The following is a 26069-nucleotide window of genomic DNA, read 5'->3' as shown; positions in this document are numbered from 1 at the left end:
GCTTCCGGCTTTTATAGACAGTGCAGGAGGAGAGGACACAAAATGACAGGAAAAATGAAAAAATATACCGTCCTATGGCTGGCCGCCATCTTATGGATTCTACTGACGATGGCAGGGTGTCAGAATGAGGCGAAGGAGAGTGCGCATTCCGGGGAGGAGGCCGTTTGGGAAGATACTGCACGGGAAGTATCCTCTGCAGAGAGAACCATGGAGGTGACGTTTTTGGATGTGGGGCAGGCAGACTGCATATTCATACAGGCAGAGGGACATTATATGCTGGTAGATGCCGGCAAAAATGAGGATGGAGATGCCATAGTATCTTTTCTCAGAGAAAAGGGCGTTGACAGATTAGATTATGTGATCGGGACCCACCCCCATGAGGATCATATCGGGGGATTGGATGTAGTGATCCGGGCTTTACCTATCGGTGCTGTGATTCTTCCGGATAAAATACACACTTCCCAGACCTTTGAAGATGTTTTGGAGGCAGTTGAAGAGAAGGAATTGGAGATTACACTGGCCCGGCCGGGCGATACCTATACCCTGGGCGGTGGAAGCTTTACTATCCTGTCTCCAAATAAGGACTATGGAGATACACTGAATAACTGGTCGGTTGGAATTCGGCTGGTATATGGCAGCAACAGTTTCCTTATGACAGGGGATGGGGAGCAGGAGGCGGAAGAGGATATATTAAGTACCGGTCTGACCCTCAAATCAGACGTTTTAAAGGCAGGGCACCATGGAAGTGATACATCTAACAGCAGCAGGTTTCTGGACGCTGTACAGCCTCAATACGCCGTGATTTCCTGTGGGCAAGATAATCAGTACGGACATCCGGATCTGTCTGTTTTGGAGACATTCCGCGACAGAGGAATATCTGTGTTCCGAACAGACGAGCAGGGTACAGTTACCGCAGTCAGTGACGGAAGCAGCATTACCTGGAATCTGGAGCCATCCCGGTCCATGGAGGCGGGTGTTCAGCAGACAGAAACAGACAGCGAGGATACAGAGCCGGTTAATCAGGATAACCTCCAAAAGGATACTGAGGAAGCGGCGGATACAATACAGGGGGAGGAGGAAGAGATAGTCTATATAACAGAGACAGGAGAGAAATACCATAGAACAGGGTGCCAATATCTGAAAAACAGTGCCCGGGAAATTGCGCGTAAGGAGGCAGAGGCGAGAGGCCTGACGCCCTGCGGCAAATGTCATCCATAACAGGGAGGAAAAGAAGGATGGAAGATAAAAAAAAATGGATTGTAGACAGAATTGAAGGAGCTTTTGCAGTATGTGAAACTTTACAGAAAAAGATGGAGGAGATTCCTCTGGATACTCTGGATTTTCGGCCGAAGGAGGGCGATGTGCTCAGGGAGAAGGAAGGAGTTCTGTACAGAGACGAAAGCGCTACAGAGGAGAGAAAAAAAGAAATCAGAAACAAGTTTTCAAAACTTCTTAAAAAATAATGCATGGATACCAGACATAAAAGGGAGTGATCGTCACATACATTGATAAGAGGGTGAGTGACGATGAATATAATGATAAGCCAGGATATCAAAAAGCATTTTACGGTGTTTGTCTGTGTATATATGGTGGGCTTTATACTGGGAATTATAGGTACAAATCTTTTGCATAAGGAGTTTCAGTATCCTTCCAATCTGCTGGGAATGTATTTTATGAGTCAGGCGGATCCGGAGTATTCCGCGGGAAGGTATTTTTGCAGACTTCTGGAGAACAGAGGTGCCTGGTTCCTTTTTTATGGAGTGGGCGGGGTTACTTTTTTCGGGGTGCCCCTGGTAGTGGGCGGGCTTCTCTGGCTGGGCTTTTTGGCTGGCAGCCTATTGACCATGTTTCTGATGGAATATGGAATCAGAGGATTGCTGCTGGGCAGTGCCTGTTTCGTGCCCCAGTGCTTCTTCTATATACCTGCGACGCTGAGCTTTTTTTTCATAGTATATCAGATGTCGCAGAAATTTTGGAAAAGGCAGAGCATCGGAAGAAAGCGTTACCAAAGCTATATTTTCTTTTTGATGGCCATAGGGATTGTTTATTTATGCGGCATTTTTATGGAGAGTTATGTCAATTATAAAGTACTGATATATGTGAAAACGCTGCTCTAGGCTGCATGTGGTAAATATTTCCAAAAAAGACTTTGCAGGAATTTTACTATATATGGTGCAAAGCTTCCAAGACAGATCCGATATGTTGTGGATACGTAAAAAACCTTGAAAATAAGCGGTTTTTCCGTAAAAATTGTGTTTGATTTTCTTGGGATTTCTGCTTATAATACTCTTATGATTCATTGAAGGGTGAATTGCTTTTATAATACGCAAGACAAGGACAGACGCCATATGGACGATGCAATTCAAAATTTTTTAGCTTATTTACATAATACCAAAAACATATCAAGGAATACGGAGGTTTCATACGAGCGGGATTTAAAAAAGATGGTGCATTATCTGGAATGTCAGGGAGAAGATGATATCTGCATGGTGTCTTCAACAAATCTGAATTCTTATATGATGTATCTGGAAAAAGAACATTTTGCCCCCTCTACCATATCCAGGAGCGTAGCATCTATACGCGCCTTTTTTCAGTATCTGTATCTGGAGGGGATAAGGGCGGAGAATCCTGCAGAGCATCTGAAGGCCCCAAAGATTCAGAAGAAGACACCGGGGATTCTGAGTGTGGAAGAGGTAGATTTGCTTTTGAAGCAGCCGGATAAGTTGACTCCCAAAGGGATCCGTGATCGGGCGATGCTGGAATTGCTCTACGCCACAGGCATCCGTGTCAGCGAGCTGATTCACCTGGAAGTAAAGGATGTCAATCTGCATCTGGGATACATTATCTGTAACTCCGGAGAGGGAGAGAAAGAAAGAATCATCCCCTTTGGAAACATGGCCAGGAAAGCACTGACATCTTATGTGGGAAAGTACCGGGATATTTTGCTGGATGGGAATGAAAGTGATATTTTATTCTGCAATTGTTCCGGAAAGCCCATGAGCCGTCAGGGATTTTGGAAAGTGCTGAAAAGCTATGCGGTAAAAGCGGGGATTGAACAGGATATTACGCCTCACACGCTCCGCCATTCCTTTGCCGCCCATTTGCTGCAGAATGGGGCGGATATTAAGAGCGTCCAGGAGATGATGGGTCATGCAGATATTTCCACAACGCAGATATATTTGAATATGGGAATGAATAAGATGAGGGATGTGTATGTCAAAGCGCATCCGAGAAAATAAAACAGACAGATGCCCGGCCTTGTGAGCCGGGCATCTGTCTGTTTTAGTATTGTCCGTATTTTAAAGTGGCCTCTTTCCAGGCATGCATATTTTCGTGCTTTGCATTGTCAAGCATCAAAGAGCAGTCCATGATAAATCCCCCCTGGGGAGCCAGAATATCCAGCTGCCTTTTAGTCTCTTCAATCACCTGATCTGCGGTTCCAAATGCCAGCAGAGCATTGGGAAGGGTACCGCAGATACATGCTACCTTCCCAACCGTATCTTTTACACGCTTCAAATCAACCTTCTCAAACATGTAGACAACTTTACCCTTGGGCACATCGCACAGCGTATCCAGACGAGTATTGTAATTCCCTTCACAGAAGCAAACAGGAGTCATTCCATGTTCGATTACGGTCATGATACACTTCCTCAAACAGGGCCAATAATATTTTTCGTAATTTGCCACACTCATAAATTCATCTACCCCGCAGTGCAGCGGCATAAAGATTCTTTTGGCACCTCTGGATTTGTAGATTTTTACCAGACGTTCCACGTTCATCTCGGTTATCTTATTGACCGCACGCTCTAATTCGTCAGGAAATTCTATGATATCCATAGTGGTGCGGATAATCCCGCGTATACTGTCTGCAAATGCATCAAACGGAATAAAAAACGTACCCTGACAGTAGGTAGAGAATCCTTCCTCCCCAATCCAGCTTCTCACTTTTTCCATCTGCGCTGCCCTCTCCCGAGATGCTTTTCCAGCCTCCATGAGAGCCTGCAGGGCATCCTGCACTTCAGGATCTGAGAATACACTAAGATCGGCAAAAAATCCCGCATCGTATACTTCCCTCAAATAGAGACGGCTAAGTCCTTTCAGATTTTTGTGCTTTCGGGGCAAAAGTTTCGTAATTGTTGTGTGCGTGGGATCCTGGATAAATTCCTCATATTCTTCATCCTGCAGATAAGTTTCATCCAGGTGCTGAAAGGAGGAATCCAGTGAGAGACCGTGGGTTGGACCCGGCCATCGCAGATAATTAGTTCCCAGGGCCTCCAGGGCATCCATGGAGTAGATACCGCCGATATTTACGGCATCCGGTTCATATTCACGCATAAAATTCCGGAATCCAGGCTCCATGTTGCGTGCATCCTTCATAGCATCATAAAAAGAAATGCCATACCCATACATATAAAAGCCGCTCATCTTTGGGACAAAAGGTACCCGATCGCCCTCCTGAAGTGCAACCGCGGTATCCACTCTCTTTTCTCTTTCAGCCCTTAATTCATCTTTGTTCATGATATACCTCCTTAATATTATATTGTAGGTTTTGCATAAGTTCTCTCTGCTGTTTTGATTTTTTATACTCCTAAAATCCATTGCTTTGTGTTACAATAATTATATCATCAAAAAGTAGACTGAAAAATTGTCTATATAATATGAATTTGACTTTATGGTGTTTGTATATAATATACAATAGAAAAGGAAAGGAAAAAGTTATGGATCTGCCTCTGATTACACTTTTGGATCGGATGAATCTTCAGACAGAGAGTCATCCCGTCTGTCCCCGGACATTACTGGTTAAAGGGATTCGCTTTCTCTCAGAACACACAGAGAGACTGAAAAAGGATTATTTATATATTGGCCCTGCTATCCCCAAAAGGGCAGAATATGAGAGGGGAACCGCAGCTCTGGTTTGTAAACTGGAGGGGAACCCCGGCTTTTTTGCTTTTCAGCTATCAGAAGGAGAGGAGGTAAGTTACATATTTAACCAGGCTCAGGATGTACTTGAGGAAATGAACCAGTGGGAGGAGCAGCTGAAAGAATTGATTTATGGACAGAAAGGGCTTCAGGAGATGATGCAGCTCTTTTCCAAAATCATGGGGAATCCTGCGTACCTGGTGGATTCCAGTTTTAAGGTACTGGCTATTGACCAGGCGCCGGTGTTATCTGAAATCAGCGCTATCTGGAAGCATCTTGTCACCTATGGATATCTATCCTACGATATATTGGATCAGATGCGGAGGGCGGACGAAATCCGGTTGATGGATTCTTATGAAAAAGCTGTAATCTTTCATCTGGACAGCTTTAACAACCCCTTTATCAACTATAATCTTCGTTGGGAAGGAAAGATACGGGGGCATTTATTTATCGTAGGATATTTTAAGAAAATTACCCCCGGGGATGTTGCCTATGCAGATCACCTGGGCAGACTGGTGCTTCTGGCGCTTGAAAAAGATATGAAGTATTCGATCTCCAGAGGAAAAGATTATGAAAACTTTATCCATCATGTAGTAAGCGGAACTCTCAGAGAAAAAGAGGAGATACACAGACAGCTTGCACCTCTGATGTGGGATATGGAAGGGAAGTACTGTGTTATGCGTTATCTTCCGGAAGAGGAAGATGAGATCCAGACAGAGGTTATGTGCGCAGAATTAGAAAACATGCACAGCAGCAAGCCGGTTATTATGGACGGAGAAATTGTAACTATTTTTTCCCTTGAAGGAGCAAAAGGAATTGAGAAGCTGGAAAAGCTGTTGGAGGAATTTATTGAAAGAAATGGAGGATATGCAGGACTCAGTGATGAATTCGATGGGTTCTACCGTTCGGCGGTCTATTACAGACAGGCCCTTATCTGTTTAGACATGGGGAGAGAACTGCTGAAGAAGCCTTTTGTGAGCTACCGGCATTACGCGGTACTTCATCTTCTGTTTATGGGTCAGAAGAATGTAGATATGAAGATGGTGTGCGACAAAACAGTGTTCCGGCTTCTGGACTATGATCGGGAACATCATACAGAATATTGCCGTACGTTAGAGGTGTATATCAGGAATGAGAGAAATATTGGGGCGGCGGCAGAAGAATTATATATTCACAGAAACACTTTATTGTACCGGATTGCCAGACTGAAGTATCTTACGGGGGTGGACTTGGATGATTATCAGACTCGGGTGAGATTGGGGGTTTCTTTTTATATTGTCAGGTATCTAATTGGGATTTAACAGTGTGACTTGGACTACGGCTCAAGGTGATCTAAGTCGGAAGGTATGAGGTGGCAGGGGGACGGTGAGAGGAATCCCGCGGCAGCGAGCTGGCTGGCCCGGACGGGAGGGAGGCTTAAGTTCCGGGGACACCTCCGTCGCGAAGAGAGTCTAAGACAAAACCGGAATCCCCGCCGGAGCACCGTTCGTATGTGCAAAGAATGCTTGATGTGCATTCTCTGCCCATGCTCACTTTTTTTCGGCCTGGACTGCCGAAAAAATCTCCAGCAAGAATCCCGGTTTTGCCTAAGACTCTCTAATCACTCCTGCGGAACCGTCCGCGAAACTTAAGCCTCCCTCCCGCCCAACCTAGTCCGCCCGCCGCCGCAGGATTCCTCTCACCTGGGTATGGGGAGTTCCAGGGGGGAGATTTATCAGAAGGGGAATGTCATATTCCACGTAGAATTGACAGATAAAATAAAGATATAATATTGCCAGACAAAGTGTATTAAATAATTGAAACGGGTTTAGTTGTTTATCCAAAAAATCGAGCCAATAATAGTACTAAATAAGATGAAAATGTATAACTCTCGACCTTCCCGCCTGTTTTCCGTGAATGTGAAGTGAGTCACTGCCAGGTCAAGGGAGGAGGTCTTGGGGCCAGGGGTATTGGGTGGAACTGCGCAGACTGCGGAGTGCGTCCGAAGATCCACTGCCGGCGGTCACTTAGGAGCGAAGGCTTTCCTGAGCTTCTTAGTGAACGGCCAGGCAGTTAGCTAAGGAGAAACGCAGCAGCAAGCAGATCCACCCAATACCCCTGGCCCCAAGACCTCCTCCCTTGACCGTCCGTCTGCAACACATCGCTCCCCGATTATATAACTCCGAACTTCACATACACAAAACTATCATTTAACACAATTCCGCAATATCCTCAATCAGTCTCTCAGACTCTTCCCATCCCAAGCAGGGATCGGTAATGGATTTTCCGTACACCTGGTCTTTTCCGATTTTCTGGCAGCCTGGTTCAATGTAGCTTTCGATCATAACGCCCTTTACAAGATTTTTAATATCGGCAGAAGATTTTCTGCTGTGAAGAACCTCTTTTACAATACGTATCTGCTGTTCGTACTTCTTATTGGAATTTGAATGGTTGGCATCTACAATGGCAGCCGGGTACTGGAGATCCCTTTCCCCGTACATTTCCAGAAGCAGCTGAAGATCCTCATAGTGGTAGTTGGGAATCGCATTTCCGTGTTTGTTTACAGAACCTCTCAGGATCGTGTGCGCCAGAGGATTGCCGGAGGTTTTTACTTCCCAGCCCCGGTAGATGAAATCGTGTCCGTGCTGTGCTGCCACAACAGAATTAAGCATCACAGAATAGTCCCCGCTGGTTGGATTTTTCATTCCGGCAGGTACGTCCATGCCGCTGACTGTAAGTCGGTGCTGCTGATCCTCCACGGATCGGGCGCCGATGGCCACGTAGGAGAGGATGTCTGACAGATAGCGCCAGTTTTCCGGATAGAGCATCTCATCTGCTGAGGTCAGGCCTGTTTCCTCTATGGAACGCATATGCATTCTCCGGATAGCCAGGATACCGGCCAGCATATCGGGTTTTGCCCCCGGATCGGGCTGATGTACCATGCCCTTGTAGCCTTCTCCAGTAGTACGGGGCTTGTTGGTATAGATGCGGGGAACGATAACTACTCTGTCGGCTACCTTTTCCTGCACTTTAGCCAGACGGGAGGTATAATCGCAGACGGCATCCTCATTGTCTGCAGAACAGGGACCTATGATCACCAGAAATTTATCGGATTCACCGGTGATTATCCTGCGGATCTTATCATCTCTCTGTGCTTTTATCTGAGCCATTTTTTCCGTCATTGGGTATTGCTCCCTGATCTCATTGGGGGTGGGGAGCTTTTTTATAAATTCAAAACTCATAGATATATTCTCCTTTGTGCGTATACAATATCGCCAAAACGATTATAATACATTCAAATTCAAATGTCGATATATTTCCGCAAAAAGAAAAGACTTAATCCGGATATGGCAAGTTCACTTACCAGCAGCCCCCATAAATATCCCTGGATTCCGTAGATCGGAATAACAAATAGGACAAAAAGGATGCGGATGACCAGCCCGATGGTATTTTGGATAAAGGAAAGAGTGGTATTTCCCAATCCATTTAGGACACTGGTCAGGGTAGTGGAGAGGTAAAGGCAGGGACAGATAAAGGATAAGGTTTTGATAAATGTCCCCGCAAATTCATTTTTAAACAGAAGTATGCCAAGGGTATCCCCCAGGAAAAAGAAAAATCCAGTGGAGGCAAACCCTAGAATCAGACAGTACTTTATGGTCATCCCTATGGTTTTACTGATGGCTGCATGATTTTCTTTCGCCTGTTCTTCTGCAATTGCCGGCAGAAGCATTACAGAAACAGAATTTGTGATGGCGGAAGGAAACAGAATCAGAGGGAGTGACATACCCGTAAGAATACCGTAAATGCTCAGGGCTGACGTATTGTCCAGACCAAAAATCCGAAGTCTTCCGGGGATTAAGATCGACTCTACACTGTTGAGGAGATTGATCAGCAGCCGGTTTCCTGTGAGGGGGACAGCAAGCGTGACAATCTCTTTTAAATGGTGAAAAGGCACTGTCATTTTTGAAAGCTGGTACGATGCTTTGTTGAAATCCCAGAGGATAAAAAGAACAGCAGCAAGCATGGAGACAAGTTCTCCTCCAAGGATACCGATGACGGCTATCATTGGCGTGAGAGCCCGCCCGTCCCTAAGAAGAACCAGATAAAACAGGTAGGATGCCGCTACACGGGCACACTGTTCCAGCAGCTGTGTGGCTGCAGGAATCCCTGTACTTTTTCTGGCGTAGTAATATCCGTTCACACAGGAGTGGAAGGTGCCAAAGGGGACACTTAAAGCCATAAGCTGCAGCAGAGAGACACATCTCTCCTCCCCCAGAAGCCGGACGGCGATAAAGGAGCTGTTGTGATACACAAGCCAGGACATAAAAAGAGACAGAAGCACAGAGAGAAATGTACCTATAAAGAATATATCTCTGGCACCCTGTTCATCCTTCAGAGCTATTCTGGCAGCGACAAAACGAGAGATGGCGGTTTGGATACCGCCTACAGCCACCGCAAAACAAATAGAGTGAATGGGGAAAATCAGCTGATAGATTCCCATTCCCTCTGCACCAATTGTCTGAGATAAGAATATTCTATAGAAGAATCCTATGATCCGGCTTAAAAAACCGGTGAGTGTAAGAATGATTGTGCCTCGCAGCAGGAATTGTTTATTGTTCATAGATGACGACCTATCTTCTTTTCATAAATATATTCCTTAAAGTATCTTGACAGAACCTGGGAATCGTGCTAATCTACAATTGAAATCAGAGTAAAACAATCGGAATTAAATAAGTAGGAATTAAATAAGTATGATTTAAAGCAGAAATTAAAAAGAGGGTGTACAAATGAAACTATCTACGAAAGGGAGGTATGGTCTCCGGGCTTTGATTGATCTTGCTTTATACAGTGAGAACGAGGCTGTATCCATTCAAAGCATAGCGGACCGTCAGAGCATATCCTACAGTTATCTGGAACAGCTGGTTGGAAAACTTAGAAAGGCCGGGCTGGTGAGCAGTGTGAGAGGCGCTCAGGGCGGTTATATGCTGGCAAAGCCTGCAGAAGAAATCTCGGTAGGCGATGTTTTAAGGGCTTTGGAAGGAAATCTGGAGGCAGTCACCTGTCCGGGCAATCAGGAAAACAGTTCCTGTGAGGGTGCCGATCTTTGTGTCACCAGGTATGTGTGGCAGAGAATTAATGACAGTATTAAAGATGCGGTAGATACAATCATGCTGGATCAGCTGGTAGAGGAAAGCCGGAAGATTCGGGACAAAGGGCAGGTAAGCGCTCAAATATGTGAGAATTAGGAGAGATGGGACAATGGGAAAAATGATATATTTGGATAATGCAGCAACAACAAAGACGGCACCGGAAGTAGTAGAGGCAATGCTGCCTTACTTCTCGGAGAATTATGGAAATCCTTCCAGCATTTATGAAATTGCGGGAAGAAGCAAAGAGGCTATTACAGAAGCAAGAGAACAGATAGCCAAGGTTTTGGGGGCCAATTCCAGGGATATCTATTTTACAGCCGGAGGAAGCGAATCGGATAACTGGGCGTTAAAAGCGGCGTTTGAAGCTTACAGCAGCAAAGGCAATCATATCATAACCACAAAGATTGAACATCATGCCATACTGCACACCTGCGAGTATCTGGAGAAACGGGGAGCCAAAATCACATATCTGGATGTGGATCAGAACGGTATTGTAAAGATGGAAGAACTGGAGAAAGCGATAACTCCGGAGACTATACTGATTTCCATTATGTTTGCCAACAATGAAATTGGTTCCATTCAGCCGGTCCGGGAGATTGGAATGCTTGCCAGGGAGCATGGAATTCTTTTTCACACAGATGCGGTACAGGCATTCGGACAGGTGCCTATAGATGTAGATGCACTGAACATTGACATGTTAAGCTCCAGTGCCCATAAGATTAACGGACCCAAAGGAATAGGATTCCTCTATATCCGCAAGGGGGTTAAGATACGTTCTTTCATCCATGGAGGTGCCCAGGAGAGAAAACGAAGGGCCGGAACCGAAAACGTACCGGGCATTGTGGGATACGGCGTAGCCGCCGCGCGGGCCGCAGAGACAATGGAAGAGAGGACCGGAAAAGAAGCAGAACTCCGGGATTACATGATACGCAGGATTCTGGAAGAAGTGCCCTATACCCGTCTGAACGGAGATCCGAAAAAACGTCTGCCAAATAATATAAATATCAGTTTTCAGTTTATAGAAGGGGAGTCCCTTCTGATTATGCTGGATATGGAGGGAATTGCAGCGTCCAGCGGTTCTGCCTGTACCTCAGGTTCCCTGGATCCGTCCCATGTGCTTCTTGCCATAGGGCTGCCTCACGAAATTGCCCATGGCTCCCTTAGACTGACGTTAAGTGAGGAGACAACAAAGGAAGATGCGGACTTTGTAATAGAAAAAATCAAAGAAATTGTAGCCCGGTTGAGAAGTATGTCGCCTTTATATGAAGATCATATGAAAAAACTGGCAAAAGCATCCGGGAAATGAGATAAAATAATGATGAAATAACGGAGGAAAATAATATGTATAGTGAAAAAGTAATGGACCATTTCGAACATCCCAGAAACGTAGGAGAAATTGAAAATGCCAGCGGTGTAGGCACTGTGGGGAATGCAAAGTGCGGAGATATTATGAGAATGTATCTGGATATTGATGATAAAGGGGTTATCAATGAATGTAAATTCAAAACGTTCGGCTGCGGGGCTGCAGTGGCCACCAGCAGCATGGCCACAGAGCTGGTGAAGGGAAAAACTGTTCAGGAGGCATTGGAGGTTACGAATAAAGCAGTAATGGAGGCTCTTGACGGTCTTCCCCCTGTAAAAGTACACTGTTCCCTGCTGGCAGAAGAAGCCATTCATGCAGCTCTCTGGGATTATGCAGAAAAAAAACATATAAAAATCGAGGGATTGGAAAAACCGAAAACGGATATTTCTGAGGAGGAAGAAGAGGAAGAGTATTAATGAACAGAAAAAAAGTGGTGGTGGGCATGTCAGGAGGGGTGGACTCTTCTGTGGCTGCCTGGCTTCTGAAAGAGCAGGGTTATGAGGTGATTGGGGTAACCATGCAGATCTGGCAGGATGAAGAGGAAACCGCACTGGAGGAAAACGGAGGCTGCTGCGGCTTAAGTGCTGTGGATGACGCCCGAAGGGTGGCTCAGGTCCTGGATATTCCGTACTATGTCATGAATTTTAAAGCAGAATTCAAGGATAAGGTCATGGATTATTTCGTGGCTGAATACCTGCGGGGGAGAACTCCCAACCCATGCATTGCCTGCAACCGGTATGTGAAGTGGGAATCCCTCTTGAAAAGAAGCCTTGAAATCGGCGCCGACTATATTGCCACAGGCCACTATGCCCAGATTGCCAGGCTGGATAACGGAAGATATACCCTGAAGACCTCAGCGACAGCTGCAAAAGACCAGACGTACGCCTTGTATAATTTGACACAGGAACAGCTGTCCCGGACCCTGATGCCGGTCGGGGCATATACCAAAGAGGAGATTCGGGAGATGGCCAAGCAGCTGGAGCTTCCGGTGGCTCATAAGCCGGACAGCCAGGAGATTTGCTTTGTTCCGGACAATGATTATGCCAAGTTCATTGAAGACAATACAGAGAGAAAAATTGAGGAAGGTAATTTTGTCACAAGTTCGGGCGAGGTGGTAGGCCGCCACAGAGGAATTACCCACTATACCATCGGACAGAGAAAAGGACTGAACCTTTCCATGGGACATCCCGTCTTTGTCCTGGAGATACGGCCGGACACCAACGAGGTAGTGATAGGGGACCACGAGGAGGTCTTTGCCAGCCGGCTGACTTGCTGTAACCTGAATTTCATGGCTATGGAGGATCTGAAGACCGGTGAGGAAAAGGAAGTGACAGCTAAGATTCGCTATAACCATAAAGGGTCTCCCTGTATCATCCGAAGAACAGGCAGGGATGAGATTACCTGTTCCTTTTCCACCCCTCAGAGGGCGATCACACCAGGGCAGGCGGTTGTGTTTTATGAGAATGAATATGTGGCAGGAGGAGGAACAATTTGCCGATAAAAAGAGTGGTTTTTTAACCTGAAAACGGTTGAAAAACCACTCTTTTTTTTCTTTGAAAACCACTATAATTTTATGAATTTTGGCTTCCTTTTTTCAAAAATTGTGTAGTAATGATATCCGCAGTTTTGCAAGAGTTCCGCTGCTTTATCAAAAGCAAACGCAATGTGTTCCGGACTGTGAGCATCAGAGCCCAGGGTTATGATTTCACCCCCTAATTCCCGATATCTGACAAGGATTTCTTCGGTTGGATGGGGATGACCAAGACCATATTTAAAACCGGCAGAATTGCACTCAAGGCCAATCCCTTTTTCTATTAAAGCTTTCAGCAATTCATCGATTATTTCCCTGTACATGTGGTAATTATAATCTCTGTTTTTGTTGGGACCGTACCGTACTATGTAGTCCAGGTGACCATAAGTATCCATCTCAGAGAAAGCAAAAATATTGTCCAAACTGGTTTGAAAATAGTCGTAATAGGCGGCTTTTTCGTCTCTGTTTTGGAAGAGATCCGGGAAATAGGGATCCATATGGTTCACAAGATGAGTAGAGCCGATGACAAAGTCAAAGGGGTATTCTCTGAGATAATTATGGTATGCTTCAGATAGGTGAGGCTGAAGACCCAGCTCAATCCCAAAATAAAGGGTGATTTTCTCTTTATATTGTTCCTTTAGTTCCAAAAATTTGCACAAATATTCCCTGGTATTTACTTCAAAATTGATGCCAATCTCAGGATAATCAAGGTCATAGTGTTCGGTAAAACACATAATCTTTAGGCCCATTTCTATACCTTTTTCGATCATATTTTCCATTGGAGCATCAGAATCACCGGAAAAGTTTGTGTGTAAATGATAGTCTGAGTACATAAAATTCTCCTTTTTAACCAATAAATTACGTGATTTTATTATAACATTCTTTCCATTAAATAAGAATAAAAATATAAATTATGCTTGAATTTTTTCCATATATTATGTAGAATACTCTGTAGGTTGATGTTTCTTTAACAATCTGAGAAACTCAAAAATTTTTAGTACCAATAGGAGGAATAAATAACATGGCAGTAAAAGTAGCAATTAATGGTTTTGGACGTATTGGACGTCTTGCATTCAGACAGATGTTCGGGGCAGAAGGATTTGAAGTAGTAGCTATTAATGACTTAACATCTCCTACAATGTTAGCCCATTTACTGAAATATGACTCAACACAGGGAAGATACGCACTTGGAGATACAGTAACAGCCGGAGATGATTCCATCACCGTTGACGGAAAAGAAATCAAAATCTATGCAAAAGCAGATGCTGCAGAGCTTCCTTGGGGAGAAATCGGTGTAGACGTTGTTCTGGAATGTACCGGATTCTATACATCCAAAGCAAAAGCAGAAGCTCACTTAAAAGCAGGCGCCAAGAAAGTTGTTATCTCTGCTCCTGCCGGCAACGATCTTCCTACCATCGTTTACAATGTAAACCATGATACTCTGACAAAAGAGGATCACATCATTTCAGCAGCTTCCTGTACAACTAACTGTCTGGCACCAATGGCAAAAGCATTAAATGACCTTGCTCCTATTAAATCCGGTATTATGTGTACCATCCATGCTTACACAGGCGATCAGATGACTCTGGACGGACCTCAGAGAAAAGGTGACTTAAGAAGATCCCGTGCAGCAGCAGTGAACATTGTTCCTAACAGCACAGGTGCTGCTAAGGCAATCGGTCTGGTTATTCCTGAACTGAACGGCAAATTAATCGGTTCCGCACAGCGTGTTCCTACACCAACAGGTTCTACAACTATCTTAACAGCTGTTGTAGACGGTAATGTAACTGTTGAGCAGATCAACGCAGCTATGAAAGCAGCAGCAGATGAATCCTTCGGTTACAACGAAGACGAAATCGTATCCAGTGATATCATTGGTATGAGATTTGGTTCTCTGTTCGATGCAACACAGACCATGGTTCTTCCGTTAGACAACGGAACCACAGAGGTTCAGGTTATTTCATGGTACGACAATGAAAATTCTTACACAAGCCAGATGGTAAGAACAATCAAATATTTTGGTAAATTGTTAGAGAAATAATTAAGAAGAATAAAGACTCATATAAGGGTCCGGTCTATTATGGACCGGACCTTTTTGTCTATAGACACTTAATCATAGGAGGAATACATGTAATGCTTAATAAAAAATCAGTGGATGACATTAATGTGAAAGGCAAAAAAGTCCTGGTTCGCTGTGACTTTAACGTGCCTTTACAGGAGGGCAGAATAACAGATGAGAATCGTCTGGTGGCAGCCCTGCCAACCATCAAGAAATTGATTGCCGACGGCGGAAAAGTAATACTCTGCTCACATCTGGGAAAACCAAAGGGAGAACCCAAGCCGGAACTCTCTCTGGCACCGGTTGCAAAGCGTCTCACAGAGCTGCTGGGTCAGGAAGTAATATTTGCAGCAGATCCTGAGGTGGTGGGACCTAACGCAAGAGCAGCCGCAGAGTCTATGAAAGACGGAGATGTAATCTTACTGGAAAACACCCGTTACCGTGCAGAGGAAACGAAAAACGGAGAAACCTTCAGCAAAGATCTGGCTTCTCTGTGTGATGTATTTGTCAATGACGCATTCGGAACTGCCCACAGGGCTCACTGTTCTAACGTGGGTGTGACGCAGTTTGTTGATACAGCAGTGGTAGGATACCTGATGCAGAAAGAAATTGACTTTTTGGGCAACGCAGTCAACAATCCTGAGAGACCATTTGTGGCAATTCTGGGCGGAGCTAAGGTATCCAGCAAGATTTCTGTGATTGACAATCTGTTGGATAAGGTAGATACTCTGATCATCGGCGGCGGAATGTCTTATACATTCTCCAAAGCTATGGGAGGAAAAATCGGTACTTCTCTCTGTGAGGACGATTATCTGCAGTATGCATTGGATATGATGAAAAAGGCGGAGGACAAGGGAGTTAAACTTTTACTTCCTGTTGATAATCTCATTGGGGATGCTTTCTCAAATGACTGCAATATCAAGGTAGCTCAGAAAGGTGAGATTCCGGACGGATGGGAAGGCATGGATATCGGACCTGAGACGGAAAAGATTTTCTGTGATGCAGTGAAAGATGCGAAGACAGTAGTATGGAACGGACCCATGGGCTGCTTTGAAATGCCAAACTTTGCACATGGAACAGAAGCAGTGGCAAAAGCATTGGCAGATACGGATGCTACTACGATTATAGGCGGCGGAGATTCTGCTGCGGCAGTAAATATTCTGGGATATGGCGACAAAATGACCCATATTTCCACAGGCGGCGGTGCTTCCCTGGAATTCCTTGAAGGCAAGGAGCTTCCTGGTGTGGCAGCAGCAAACGATAAATAATATAAAAGAATAAAGAAAGAAGGTATCCCATTATGGCAAGAAGAAAAATTGTGGCCGGCAACTGGAAAATGAATATGACCCCCAGCGAGGCGGTAGAGCTGGTGAATACTTTAAAACCTCTGGTAGAAAACGAAGAGGTTGATGTAGTGTTCTGTGTACCGGCAATTGACATCATCCCGGTAGTGGAAGCTACAAAAGGCACCAACATTCAGGTAGGAGCTGAGAATATGTATTACGAAGAAAAAGGCGCTTATACTGGTGAAATATCTCCGAATATGCTCACAGATGCAGGCGTAAAATACGTTGTATTAGGTCATTCTGAGAGAAGAGAATATTTCGCAGAGACCAGCGAGACCGTAAACAAAAAGATGCTGAAAGCATTTGAGCATGGAATTACACCGATTATGTGTTGCGGTGAGACCCTGGAGCAGAGAGAGCAGGGTGTGACCATGGACTTCATCCGTCAGCAGGTTAAGGTAGGATTCCTGGGAGTAACAGCAGATCAGGCTAAGACAGCAGTCATTGCCTACGAGCCGATCTGGGCAATCGGTACTGGAAAGACCGCTACAACCGAACAAGCTCAGGAAGTATGCGCAGGAATCCGTGCATGCATCGCTGAAATCTATGACGAAGCGACCGCAGAAGCGATCCGCATCCAGTACGGCGGCTCTGTAAATGCAAAGACCGCACCGGAATTGTTTGCACAGGCTGACATCGATGGCGGTTTAGTAGGAGGCGCTTCTCTGAAGGCTGAATTTGGTCAGATTGTAAATTACAAATAGTATTTGTGAAAGAGGGGACTGCTGTGGGGCGGTCCCTTATGTTATTAAATTGGAATTTAATGCAATTACTTGGACTACGGCTCAAGGTGATCTAAGTCGGAAGGTATGAGGTGGCAGGGGGACGGTGAGAGGAATCCCGCGGCAGCGGGCTGGCTGGGTTGGGTGGGAGGAAGGCTTAAGTTCCGGGGACACCTCCGTCGCGAAGAGAGTCTAAGACAAAACCGGAATCCCCGCCGGAGCACCGTTCGTATGTGCAAAGAATGCTTTATGTGCATTCTCTGCCCATTCTCACTTTTTTTCGGCTTGGACTGCCGAAAAAATCTCCAGCGGGAACCCCGGTTTTGCCTAAGACTCTCTATTCACTCCTGCGGAACCGTCCGCGGACCTTAAGCCTCCCTCCCGTCCGAACCTGCCAGCCCACCACCGCAGCATTCCTCTCACCTGGGTATGGGAAAGTTCCAGGGGGTAAATTTATCTGAAGGGGAATGATATTATTCACATAGGATATGGCTGTAAATTTGTCAGATAGAATATAGCTGTAATGTAGCCAGAAAGTATGGAAGTGATAACGGTAACAGGTTTGGCTGTTTATCCAAAACATTGAGCGATCATAAATGATGAATAATATGAAAAGTGTACAACGTTCGACCTTCCCCACCCGTTTTCCGTGAATGTGAAGTGAGTCTCTGCCAGGATATAGAAGGGAGCACCGGGGAGACAGGGCCAGGCCAGGGGGCGGGGTATAGGGACCAGTCAGGGAGGTTAAGCGGAGTGAGCCGAAGATCCAGTCCACCAGCTGTTTAGCGAGGAAGGCTTTCCTGACGAGCTTAGCAGCTGGTAGGACTTAGCTTAGGGGAACGGAGCCTCGAGCTGACTTGTCCCTATCCCCCGGCCCCTGGCCTGGCCCTGTCTCCCCGGTGCTCCCTCCTATATCCGTCCGTCTGCGATGCGCTCGCCGACTACATAACCTCGAACTTCACATACACAAAACTATAATTCAAACACAAACCTCGCAATCTCATCCACTGCATCGTTCGCTGTCTTAAAATTCGACATCTGGAACACATGCCACATCCCCTTATACAAATCCAGCCTCGCAGAAACGCCCTGCTTTATAAGCTGCTTGTGCAGTCTGACGGAGTCACTCAGGAGAATCTCATTATTTCCCACCTGAATATAAACGGGGGGAAAGTCTGTGAAGTCTCCGAACAGAGGGGATACAAGGGGATTTTCAAAGTTTTCTTCAGTGGTATAAGAGTAGCGGGCCCTGTCCATATATTCGTGATCTAAAATGGGATCCAGCTCTTCCCTTGTGACATGGGATTTTCCGGAGGTGGTGAGATCGGTCCAGGGGGACATGAGGGCAAAGGCTCCCGGCAGAAAGCGTTCCTCTTCCTTTAATTTCAAGCCCAGGGAGAGGGCCAGATTGCCTCCGGCGGAATCCCCCATGACAATGATATCTTTGCTTCCATACCCCAGCATCATCAGATAATCCCAAATTTTGACCACATCGTGTAATGCGGCTGGAAAGGGAAATTCGGGAGCCAGACGGTAATCAAAGCTGATAACATCCATGGAGGTAGCCATGGCTATTTTGGTGGTGAGTATTCTGGCGTAGTGGAGACTTCCGGTAATGTAGCCGCCTCCGTGGCAGTACAGGATAACCTTCTGGGTACTGTGGGGGCGGTTTACACTCACTATTTCCACAGGGACTGAGTCTATGGTCAGATTGGTATATGCGGCCTCTTTGCTTCTGGTTCCCAGAATCTTTCCTATGCTGTCCTGGGACTGGCGGTTTTTATCCAGGTCATCCGTTACCACAAGACTGTGAACGGCTTTGATAAGTTTCATAAAATTCTGGTTGCTTTTGCTCATAAATGGCATGGATAGAGGTGTCCTCTCTTTCGATATTTTCTATATAGTAACATTAACAGCCAAAGAGAGCAAGGAGAAGAAAGCTCTTCTTCCCCTTGTAATATGGCTTCTGAACCTCTATAATAAAAAGAACCTATAAGAGGTGAGAAGCTAATGAATAAAAAAGAAACCTGGTACAAGCTGGACTTGTCGGCTAATGTGTACCCAACCTTACAGAAACGTAAATTTTCATCATTATTCCGAATCACTATCGCCTTAAAAGAGGATATAGATCCAGTGCTTCTGCAGAAAGCACTGGACGTAACTCTGCCCAGATTTCCAAGTATGAAGGTGGCTATGAGAAAAGGGCTCTTCTGGAGATACCTGGAACCTAATGCCAATCCTGCCCCAAAAGTACAGCCAGACATTCAAAATCCCTGCATGCCTATACGTATCAAGAGCAATGACCGGTATCTGTTCAGAGTATATTACTTCAAAAATCAGATAGCACTTGAGGTTTTTCATTCGCTTGCAGACGGCAATGGCGGACTCTGCTTTCTGAAAACCATGACAGCGGTATATCTCAGGATGAAAGGATATGAGATACCGGACGGAGAGGGTGTTCTGAATATAGAAGAACAGCCGGATCCGGAGGAGCTGGAGGATGCGTACATTAAATATGCAAACTCCAGGGTGCCGTCCAAGCGAAGTCAGGGGAACGCTTACCGGATACATGGGACACAGGAGCCCTTTTATACGCTTAATATCATAAAAGGCACCATGGATGTCTCTAACCTTAAGGCTGTGGCCAAGGGCTATCAGGTGACAATTACGGAATATCTGAACGCGGTACTGCTGTATGCTCTTCTGGAGAAACAGAAGGCGGACAGAGTATGGAAAGAGAAACCGGTAAAGATTGCCATGCCTGTAAATCTCAGAAATTTCTTTCCTTCCAGGACCATGAGAAATTTTATAACCATGCTGTATCCTGGAATTGATCCCAGACTGGGAGAATACACCTTTGAGGAGATTGTAAAGCAGGTGCATCATTTTATGCAGTATTATATCAATCCCAAATTTTTGAATGCCGATATCACCAAGAATGCCAACACGCAGCAGAGCATCTGGATCCGTATGGTCCCTCTGCTGATAAAAGACCTTATTGTGCGCCAGTTTTATATTAAAGTGCAGAATAAACAGTCCTCAGCAGGCCTTACCAATTTGGGCATCGCGAAAGTGCCGGGTGCTATGGAAAAGTATGTTGTGGGCTTTGACGTGCTGATGGGGCAGCCATTTTCATCCAGAACCAACTGTGCCATTGTCAGTTATCAGGGGGTGACATCTGTTAATTTTGCAAGCTCAATTATTGAGGCAGACGTGGAACGATATTTTTTCCGAAAACTAGTAAAAGATGGTATTCATGTAAAGATTCAATCAAACAGGAGGTGAGGCCATGGCTTATTGCGTGAATTGTGGAGTGGAGCTGGAGGCTTCTCTTGAGAAGTGCCCTCTGTGTAATACTCCGGTGTATCATCCGGCAAAAGAAGAAAAGAGCAAACCTGCTTCTCCCTATCCTGCGATCCGGGGAGAGGTTGCCAGGGTAAAGAGGACAGATCTGGCGATACTTATAACCGTAATACTAAGTTGTACGGCTTTGGGCTGCGGACTTCTGAACTTATTTATATTTCAGATGAATGCCTGGTCGTTGTATATCATCGGACTGTGTGTGGTGTTCTGGATTTTTTTTATACCTGCCATGATATACAGGAAACTGCCCTTTTTTCTCATGCTCCTCTTTGACGGAGCTGCGGTTGCCATGTACTGCGGAATTATCGCGTATCTGTTTGACGGGGGAGAGTGGTACCGTCTGATTGCCCTTCCTATTATAATAATTGGTGTGGTGCTCATCATGGCAGTGAATCTCTGCTATCGTTTTCTCTCCAGATCGATCTTGTTTATGGCTTTGGCGGTAGTACTTGCCCTGGGAATTTTTTGTGTGGGGATCGATGCCAGCATTAAGAACTTTATTACAGGGGTGCCGGGCATAACCTGGTCAGCCATTGTTATGACCTGCAGCCTGATCATTGCGGTAACTCTGTTTACCATCATGAGGATTAGCAGGCTGCGGGAGGAAGTGCGCAGAAGAATGCATATTTAGCTTGTATTTTGGAGGAAAAGCCGATATAATTAATGGTTGTGAATAATTATAAAATATAATGTATAAAAAGGTGCAGGAGGTATTAGCTATGAAGAAAAAGTTAGTAGTATTAATGGCAGCTGTGATGATGGTATCACTGGCAGCATGCGGTAATTCAGGAAGCGGTGATTCAAAGAAAGAGGATACCGCAAAGGAAGAAACGAAGGGCGGATCCGGTGACAAGCTGATTGTAGGAACAGAGGCTGGATTTGCTCCCTATGAATATATGAAGGGAACAGAAGTTGTCGGTATAGATATGGATATCGCCAAAGCTATTGCCGATGATATGGGAAAAGATCTGGAGATCAAAAACATGGACTTTGATGGTGCTCTGGCAGCAGTACAGAGCGGTAAAGTAGACATGGTTGCGGCCGGTGTTTCCATTGATGAGGAGAGAAAACAGGTGATGGATTTCTCCGATGAATATGTGGACAACACAGAGGTGGTTGTGGTAAATAAAGAGAATCCGGGTATTACACCTGCAGGCGGTGAAGTGGCCGGCACAGACCTGGAAGGGAAAATCGTAGGTGTGCAGCAGGGGAACATCGCTGATATCTGGGTAGCCAATAAAGACAATGCCAATCCCAAGGAAATCAAACGTTACTCCAAGTTTGCACAGGCAGTAGAAGACTTAAAGAATGGAAAAATTGACGGTATTATCATTGATCAGTATCCTGCAGAAGAGATGGTTGCTTCTAATGACACACTTACTATTCTGAACGGTACATTATTTGAGGATAAGTATGCCATTGCTGTGAAAAAAGGAAATCAGGAATTGCTGGATCAGATCAATAAGGTGATCAAACAGTTAAAAGATGACGGAAAGATAGAAGAGTTTACAGCAAATCATGTAGGTAATTAAAGATGGGGTTTTTTGAAAATTTTCAGTCTGCTCTATATCAGGCATTGATACAGGATGACAGATATCTGCTGTATGTAAATGGTATTATAAAAACCATAGAGATCTCTCTGCTTGCGATTATTATCGGTATCGCTATCGGACTTGTGATCGCTGTATGTAAGGTGGCCAGTTCAAACAATAAGCATCTGAAGTGGCTGAATATCATATGTAATCTCTATATAACGATCATCAGAGGTACCCCTGTGATGGTACAGCTGCTGATTATTTATAACCTGATTTTTACTTCTAGAAATACCAATGAGGTGGTGGTTGGAGCCATTTGTTTTGGGATTAACTCAGGAGCTTATGTGGCAGAAATAATACGTGCCGGTATCGAATCCATAGATATCGGCCAGATGGAGGCCGGCCGGTGTCTGGGTCTGAATTATATAAAGACCATGCGCTATATTATTATTCCCCAGGCTATTAAAAATATTCTGCCGGCATTGGGCAATGAGTTTATTGTATTGATCAAGGAAACCTCTGTGGCAGGTATGATTGCTGTTACAGAGCTTACGAAGGCCGCACAGCTGGTGGGAAATATGTCATATCGGATCCTTCCTCCGCTGTTCATCGCTGCTGTCTGCTATCTGATAATGGTACTGGGGCTGACAAAGCTGCTGAATGTTATGGAAAGGAGGCTGGCTCAGAGTGATAGAGGTTAAAAATCTTCAGAAATCTTTCGGGGATCACGTAGTACTTAACGGCATAGACCAGAAGATAGAAAAGGGAGAGAAGGTTGTAGTCATCGGTCCCTCCGGGTCCGGCAAATCGACCTTTCTGCGCTGCCTGAACCGGCTGGAGGAACCCACCGGGGGAGAAATTTGGTTTGAGGGCAATAACATAACAGATCCTTCCTGCAGCATTGACAAGCTCCGCCAGAAGATGGGGATGGTATTTCAGCAGTTTAATCTGTTTCCCCATCTTACGGTGATGCAGAATCTTACTCTGGCCCCTACCAAACTGGGACTTATGAATCAGGGAGAGGCCGACAAAAAAGCGAAGGAACTTTTGGAACGTGTGGGACTGCCGGAAAAAGCAGATACCTACCCCAATATGCTTTCAGGAGGCCAGAAGCAGAGGATTGCCATTGCCAGAGCGCTGGTGATGAACCCTGATGTCATGCTTTTTGACGAGCCTACGTCAGCTTTGGATCCCGAGATGGTCGGTGAGGTATTAAGTCTTATGAAAGAACTGGCTATGGAAGGAATGACAATGGTAGTGGTAACCCATGAGATGGGATTTGCCAAAGAAGTGGCCACCAGGGTGCTGTTTATTGATGAAGGTAAGGTAAAAGAAGAGAATAATCCGGTGGATTTTTTTGAGCATCCGGAGAATCCCCGCCTGCAGGAATTCCTTTCCAAGGTTCTGTAGGAACAAGACGAACATGTGAAGCAAAATGAGGAGAACAAAAATGAAAAAACCAACTGTTTTAATGATACTCGATGGATATGGACTGAACGATAACTGTGAAGCCAATGCGGTGTGCGAGGGAAAAACTCCGGTGATGGATCAACTGATGTCCCAGTGTCCCTTTGTAAAGGGAAACGCAAGCGGGATGGCAGTGGGACTTCCGGAAGGCCAGATGGGAAATTCCGAGGTGGGTCACCTGAATATGGGTGCAGGGCGTATTGTATATCAGGAACTCACCAGAATTACCAAAGAAATTCAGGACGGAGATTTCTTTCACAACGAGGCTCTTTTAAAAGCAGTCAAAAATGCAAAAGAAAAGGATACAGCTCTTCATTTTATGGGATTGTTGTCTGACGGCGGTGTCCACAGCCATAATACACATTTGTACGGACTTCTGGAGCTGGCGAAAAGGGAAGGGGTAGAAAAGGTATACGTTCACTGCTTCCTGGACGGCCGTGATACACCTCCGTCTTCCGGAAAAGGCTATGTAGAAGAACTGCAGGCCAAGATGGAAGAGATCGGTGTGGGCCAGATTGCCACGGTTATGGGACGCTATTATGCTATGGACCGGGATAACCGGTGGGACAGGGTGGAAAAGGCCTATGCCGCTATGACAAAAGGAGAAGGAGAAAAGGCAGCCTGCGGGGCATGCGGGGTACAGGCCTCCTACGACAAAGGCAAAACCGATGAATTTGTGCTCCCCACAGTGGTGGAAAAAGACGGAGTTCCTGTGGCATCCGTGCAGGACGGGGATTCCGTGATTTTCTTTAACTTCCGTCCGGACAGAGCCAGAGAGATTACAAGAGCTTTTGCAGATGAAGACTTCCAGGGTTTCTTCCGGGAGAAGAAGCTGGATCTTGTGTTTATCTGCTTTACTGAGTATGACGCGACCATTCAGAATGTGGAAGTAGCCTTCCACAAGGTGTCTATAGAGAACACCTTCGGACAGTTCCTGGCTGCCCGCCATATGACCCAGGCGCGTATCGCTGAAACAGAGAAATATGCCCATGTAACCTTTTTCTTCAACGGGGGAATTGAAGAGCCCAACCAGGGGGAGGACAGAATCCTTGTGAAGTCCCCTAAAGTTGCAACCTATGACTTAAAACCTGAGATGAGCGCCTTTGAGGTTTGTGATAAACTTGTGGAGGCCATTGAATCAGATAAATACGATGTTATTATTATTAATTTCGCCAATCCGGATATGGTGGGCCACACAGGAATTGAAGCGGCAGCCGTGAAAGCCGTGGAAGCAGTTGACCAGTGCGTGGGCCGTGCGGTAGAGGCAGTGAAGAAAGTGGGCGGTCAGATGTTTATCTGTGCGGATCACGGCAATGCGGAACAGCTGGTAGATTATAAGACAGGGGAACCGTTTACAGCCCATACCGTTAACCCGGTTCCGTTTATCCTTGTGAATGCAGATCCTTCCTATGGCTTGAGAGAAGGGGGCTGTCTGGCAGACATTGCACCCACACTAATTGAACTCATGGGAATGGAGCAGCCAATAGAGATGACAGGCAAATCCCTTCTGATTCGGAAATAAATCTTAGGATTTTATAAAGATTCTTGACAAACCCTTAAAGAAATGATAAATTATTATCAAGCAAATAAAAGGGAGTAGCCGAACACCGACAGGTGGGTTTGAAACCGTCACCCGGTACTGAGAAGTACCCGTATCAAATGAGATGTGCAAGACTTTTATTGTGGCAGTGATGTCATGATAGAAGTCTTTTTTTATTACATAGGAAACTTCATTCTATCATCTGCCACAAATAAAAACCTTGCAGTTGCCGAAAGGCAGGGAAGGAGTTTAATATGTATAGGACAGGTAACCAAATTGAGATTCAAGAGGCAATAACAGCCGGCAGACAGGCCTTGGAAGCTCTGGAGGAAGCGGAGGATTTTCTTCAGAGCGCCAGAAACATAGGCATCTGGGATATGCTGGGAGGAGGACTTCTGGCAGATATTATGAAGCATTCCAGGTTAGACAAGGCAACCAGATGCTTGGAAGCAGCAAGGGAACGGCTGCTGCATTTTCAGAGGGAATTAAAGGATATTCAGGTTCCCATGGATATCCAGATGGAGATAGGTACTTTTCTTACATTTGCTGATTTTTTCTTTGATGGTATTATTGCAGACTGGATGGTACAGAATAAGATTCAGGAGGCACGGGAACAGGTAGAGGACGGCATTATTATGGTTCGGACTGTACTGGAGGATTTGGAACAGATGGAGCATAAAATAAGTATAGCAGAACAGGAGGGATAGTATATGGGATGTCTTGGAAATTTGCTTTGGTTTATCTGCGGAGGATTTTTAAGCGGACTTTCTTGGCTTTTGCTGGGCTGTCTGTGGTGCATTACAATTATTGGAATACCCATTGGGAAACAGTGCTTTAAATTTGCAGAGCTAAGCTTTTTCCCATTTGGCAAAGAGGTGAGCTACGGCGGAGGGGCCGGATCCCTGCTCCTCAATATTATCTGGCTCATTGTAACTGGCATACCAATGGCTTTGGAGTCTCTGGCTTTGGGTGCTGTTCTCTGTGTTACCATTGTGGGTATTCCTTTCGGAATCCAGCATTTTAAAATTGCTAAGCTGGCTCTTCTGCCGTTTGGCGCTGAGATACGTTAATAAATAATAGAAAATGGAGGGCAT

Annotated in this window: 25 protein-coding genes; 20 read left to right on the top strand and 5 right to left on the bottom strand. The window is 45.4% G+C overall.

Features of this window, described 5'->3' with window-relative positions; all coding sequences use genetic code 11:
* Nucleotides 1-42 precede the first annotated feature (42 nt).
* The 4 genes from BUA56_RS06075 (at nucleotide 43) to xerD (ending at nucleotide 3239) form a co-directional block, all read left to right on the top strand.
* A complete protein-coding gene (locus BUA56_RS06075) occupies nucleotides 43-1218 on the top strand; it encodes a ComEC/Rec2 family competence protein (RefSeq protein ID WP_072849947.1) in 1176 nt (391 codons plus the stop codon).
* A 17-nt stretch (nucleotides 1219-1235) separates the two neighbouring features.
* Nucleotides 1236-1463 (top strand): DUF3006 domain-containing protein, encoded by a 228-nt coding sequence (locus tag BUA56_RS06070; RefSeq protein WP_072849945.1) that lies wholly within the window; start codon nucleotides 1236-1238, stop codon nucleotides 1461-1463.
* A 63-nt stretch (nucleotides 1464-1526) separates the two neighbouring features.
* A complete protein-coding gene (locus BUA56_RS06065) occupies nucleotides 1527-2117 on the top strand; it encodes a stage II sporulation protein M (RefSeq protein ID WP_084067698.1) in 591 nt (196 codons plus the stop codon).
* Between the two features lie 231 nt (nucleotides 2118-2348).
* The gene (xerD, locus tag BUA56_RS06060) at nucleotides 2349-3239 is read left to right on the top strand and encodes a site-specific tyrosine recombinase XerD (protein ID WP_072849943.1); all 891 of its coding nucleotides are present in this window, start codon (nucleotides 2349-2351) and stop codon (nucleotides 3237-3239) included.
* Nucleotides 3240-3282: 43 nt separating this feature from the next.
* Here the strand turns inward: xerD and BUA56_RS06055 are convergent, their stop codons facing one another.
* Nucleotides 3283-4518, bottom strand: coding sequence for a uroporphyrinogen decarboxylase family protein (locus tag BUA56_RS06055; protein ID WP_072849941.1), 1236 nt, complete (start codon nucleotides 4516-4518; stop codon nucleotides 3283-3285).
* A 200-nt stretch (nucleotides 4519-4718) separates the two neighbouring features.
* On the opposite strand from BUA56_RS06055, the gene BUA56_RS06050 reads away from it, so the two are divergent.
* The gene (locus tag BUA56_RS06050) at nucleotides 4719-6221 is read left to right on the top strand and encodes a PucR family transcriptional regulator (protein WP_072849939.1); all 1503 of its coding nucleotides are present in this window, start codon (nucleotides 4719-4721) and stop codon (nucleotides 6219-6221) included.
* Nucleotides 6222-7109: 888 nt separating this feature from the next.
* On the opposite strand, the gene BUA56_RS06045 is transcribed toward BUA56_RS06050, so the two are convergent.
* Together BUA56_RS06045 and BUA56_RS06040 are read right to left on the bottom strand one after the other, a co-directional pair.
* Complete coding sequence (locus BUA56_RS06045; protein ID WP_072849937.1) at nucleotides 7110-8141, bottom strand: 3-deoxy-7-phosphoheptulonate synthase; 1032 nt, start codon at nucleotides 8139-8141, stop codon at nucleotides 7110-7112.
* A 59-nt stretch (nucleotides 8142-8200) separates the two neighbouring features.
* Nucleotides 8201-9520: a putative polysaccharide biosynthesis protein gene (locus tag BUA56_RS06040; RefSeq protein WP_072849935.1), complete on the bottom strand. Its 1320-nt coding sequence runs from the start codon at nucleotides 9518-9520 to the stop codon at nucleotides 8201-8203.
* 166 nt (nucleotides 9521-9686) lie between these two features.
* Between BUA56_RS06040 and BUA56_RS06035 the strand changes: the two genes are divergently transcribed.
* From BUA56_RS06035 to mnmA, 4 genes are read left to right on the top strand one after another with little or no spacing between them, the layout of a single operon-like run.
* Nucleotides 9687-10145, top strand: a complete 459-nt coding sequence (locus BUA56_RS06035) for an RrF2 family transcriptional regulator (protein WP_072849932.1) — start codon at nucleotides 9687-9689, stop codon at nucleotides 10143-10145.
* Between the two features lie 13 nt (nucleotides 10146-10158).
* Nucleotides 10159-11355, top strand: a complete 1197-nt coding sequence (nifS, locus tag BUA56_RS06030; protein WP_072849921.1) for a cysteine desulfurase NifS — start codon at nucleotides 10159-10161, stop codon at nucleotides 11353-11355.
* A 35-nt stretch (nucleotides 11356-11390) separates the two neighbouring features.
* Nucleotides 11391-11828, top strand: coding sequence for a Fe-S cluster assembly scaffold protein NifU (gene nifU / locus BUA56_RS06025; RefSeq protein ID WP_072849919.1), 438 nt, complete (start codon nucleotides 11391-11393; stop codon nucleotides 11826-11828).
* Nucleotides 11828-12913, top strand: a complete 1086-nt coding sequence (mnmA, locus tag BUA56_RS06020; RefSeq protein ID WP_072849918.1) for a tRNA 2-thiouridine(34) synthase MnmA — start codon at nucleotides 11828-11830, stop codon at nucleotides 12911-12913. Before nifU ends, mnmA begins: the two co-directional genes overlap by 1 nt.
* 62 nt (nucleotides 12914-12975) lie before the next feature.
* Here the strand turns inward: mnmA and BUA56_RS06015 are convergent, their stop codons facing one another.
* Complete coding sequence (locus tag BUA56_RS06015) at nucleotides 12976-13776, bottom strand: histidinol-phosphatase HisJ family protein (RefSeq protein WP_072849916.1); 801 nt, start codon at nucleotides 13774-13776, stop codon at nucleotides 12976-12978.
* A 188-nt stretch (nucleotides 13777-13964) separates the two neighbouring features.
* Between BUA56_RS06015 and gap the strand changes: the two genes are divergently transcribed.
* The 3 genes from gap to tpiA all read left to right on the top strand — a co-directional run bounded on the left by gap (nucleotide 13965) and on the right by tpiA (nucleotide 17052).
* Nucleotides 13965-14984 (top strand): type I glyceraldehyde-3-phosphate dehydrogenase, encoded by a 1020-nt coding sequence (gene gap, locus BUA56_RS06010; protein ID WP_072849914.1) that lies wholly within the window; start codon nucleotides 13965-13967, stop codon nucleotides 14982-14984.
* A gap of 92 nt (nucleotides 14985-15076) precedes the next feature.
* A complete protein-coding gene (locus BUA56_RS06005; RefSeq protein ID WP_072849912.1) occupies nucleotides 15077-16270 on the top strand; it encodes a phosphoglycerate kinase in 1194 nt (397 codons plus the stop codon).
* 32 nt (nucleotides 16271-16302) lie between these two features.
* Complete coding sequence (tpiA, locus tag BUA56_RS06000; protein ID WP_072849910.1) at nucleotides 16303-17052, top strand: triose-phosphate isomerase; 750 nt, start codon at nucleotides 16303-16305, stop codon at nucleotides 17050-17052.
* 990 nt (nucleotides 17053-18042) lie between these two features.
* On the opposite strand, the gene BUA56_RS05995 is transcribed toward tpiA, so the two are convergent.
* Entirely contained in the window at nucleotides 18043-18903 is an 861-nt protein-coding gene (locus BUA56_RS05995) for an alpha/beta hydrolase (protein ID WP_242946727.1), read from the bottom strand.
* A 177-nt stretch (nucleotides 18904-19080) separates the two neighbouring features.
* Here BUA56_RS05995 and BUA56_RS05990 point away from each other — a divergent pair, with 177 nt between their 5' ends.
* From BUA56_RS05990 to BUA56_RS05955, 8 genes are all read left to right on the top strand, one after another.
* On the top strand, nucleotides 19081-20355 hold the full coding sequence (locus tag BUA56_RS05990) for a condensation domain-containing protein (protein ID WP_072849906.1): 1275 nt from the start codon (nucleotides 19081-19083) through the stop codon (nucleotides 20353-20355).
* Nucleotides 20356-20359: 4 nt separating this feature from the next.
* Complete coding sequence (locus BUA56_RS05985; RefSeq protein ID WP_072849904.1) at nucleotides 20360-21064, top strand: DUF6320 domain-containing protein; 705 nt, start codon at nucleotides 20360-20362, stop codon at nucleotides 21062-21064.
* A gap of 88 nt (nucleotides 21065-21152) precedes the next feature.
* Nucleotides 21153-21965 (top strand): transporter substrate-binding domain-containing protein, encoded by an 813-nt coding sequence (locus BUA56_RS05980; RefSeq protein ID WP_084067693.1) that lies wholly within the window; start codon nucleotides 21153-21155, stop codon nucleotides 21963-21965.
* Between the two features lie 2 nt (nucleotides 21966-21967).
* Entirely contained in the window at nucleotides 21968-22669 is a 702-nt protein-coding gene (locus BUA56_RS05975) for an amino acid ABC transporter permease (RefSeq protein WP_072849900.1), read from the top strand.
* Nucleotides 22656-23378 carry an amino acid ABC transporter ATP-binding protein gene (locus tag BUA56_RS05970; protein ID WP_072849898.1) on the top strand — a complete coding sequence of 241 codons (723 nt, stop codon included), beginning with the start codon at nucleotides 22656-22658 and terminating at the stop codon, nucleotides 23376-23378. Before BUA56_RS05975 ends, BUA56_RS05970 begins: the two co-directional genes overlap by 14 nt.
* 40 nt (nucleotides 23379-23418) lie before the next feature.
* Complete coding sequence (gpmI, locus tag BUA56_RS05965) at nucleotides 23419-24957, top strand: 2,3-bisphosphoglycerate-independent phosphoglycerate mutase (protein ID WP_072849896.1); 1539 nt, start codon at nucleotides 23419-23421, stop codon at nucleotides 24955-24957.
* Between the two features lie 272 nt (nucleotides 24958-25229).
* Complete coding sequence (locus BUA56_RS05960; RefSeq protein WP_072849894.1) at nucleotides 25230-25682, top strand: hypothetical protein; 453 nt, start codon at nucleotides 25230-25232, stop codon at nucleotides 25680-25682.
* Nucleotides 25683-25685: 3 nt separating this feature from the next.
* Nucleotides 25686-26045 carry a YccF domain-containing protein gene (locus BUA56_RS05955; protein WP_072849892.1) on the top strand — a complete coding sequence of 120 codons (360 nt, stop codon included), beginning with the start codon at nucleotides 25686-25688 and terminating at the stop codon, nucleotides 26043-26045.
* Nucleotides 26046-26069 lie beyond the last annotated feature (24 nt).

The sequence above is a fragment of the Lactonifactor longoviformis DSM 17459 genome, assembly GCF_900129135.1.
In the GTDB taxonomy this organism is placed as follows: Bacteria; Bacillota; Clostridia; order Lachnospirales; family Lachnospiraceae; genus Lactonifactor; species Lactonifactor longoviformis.
This window is presented reverse-complemented; position numbering and strand designations above follow the sequence as displayed.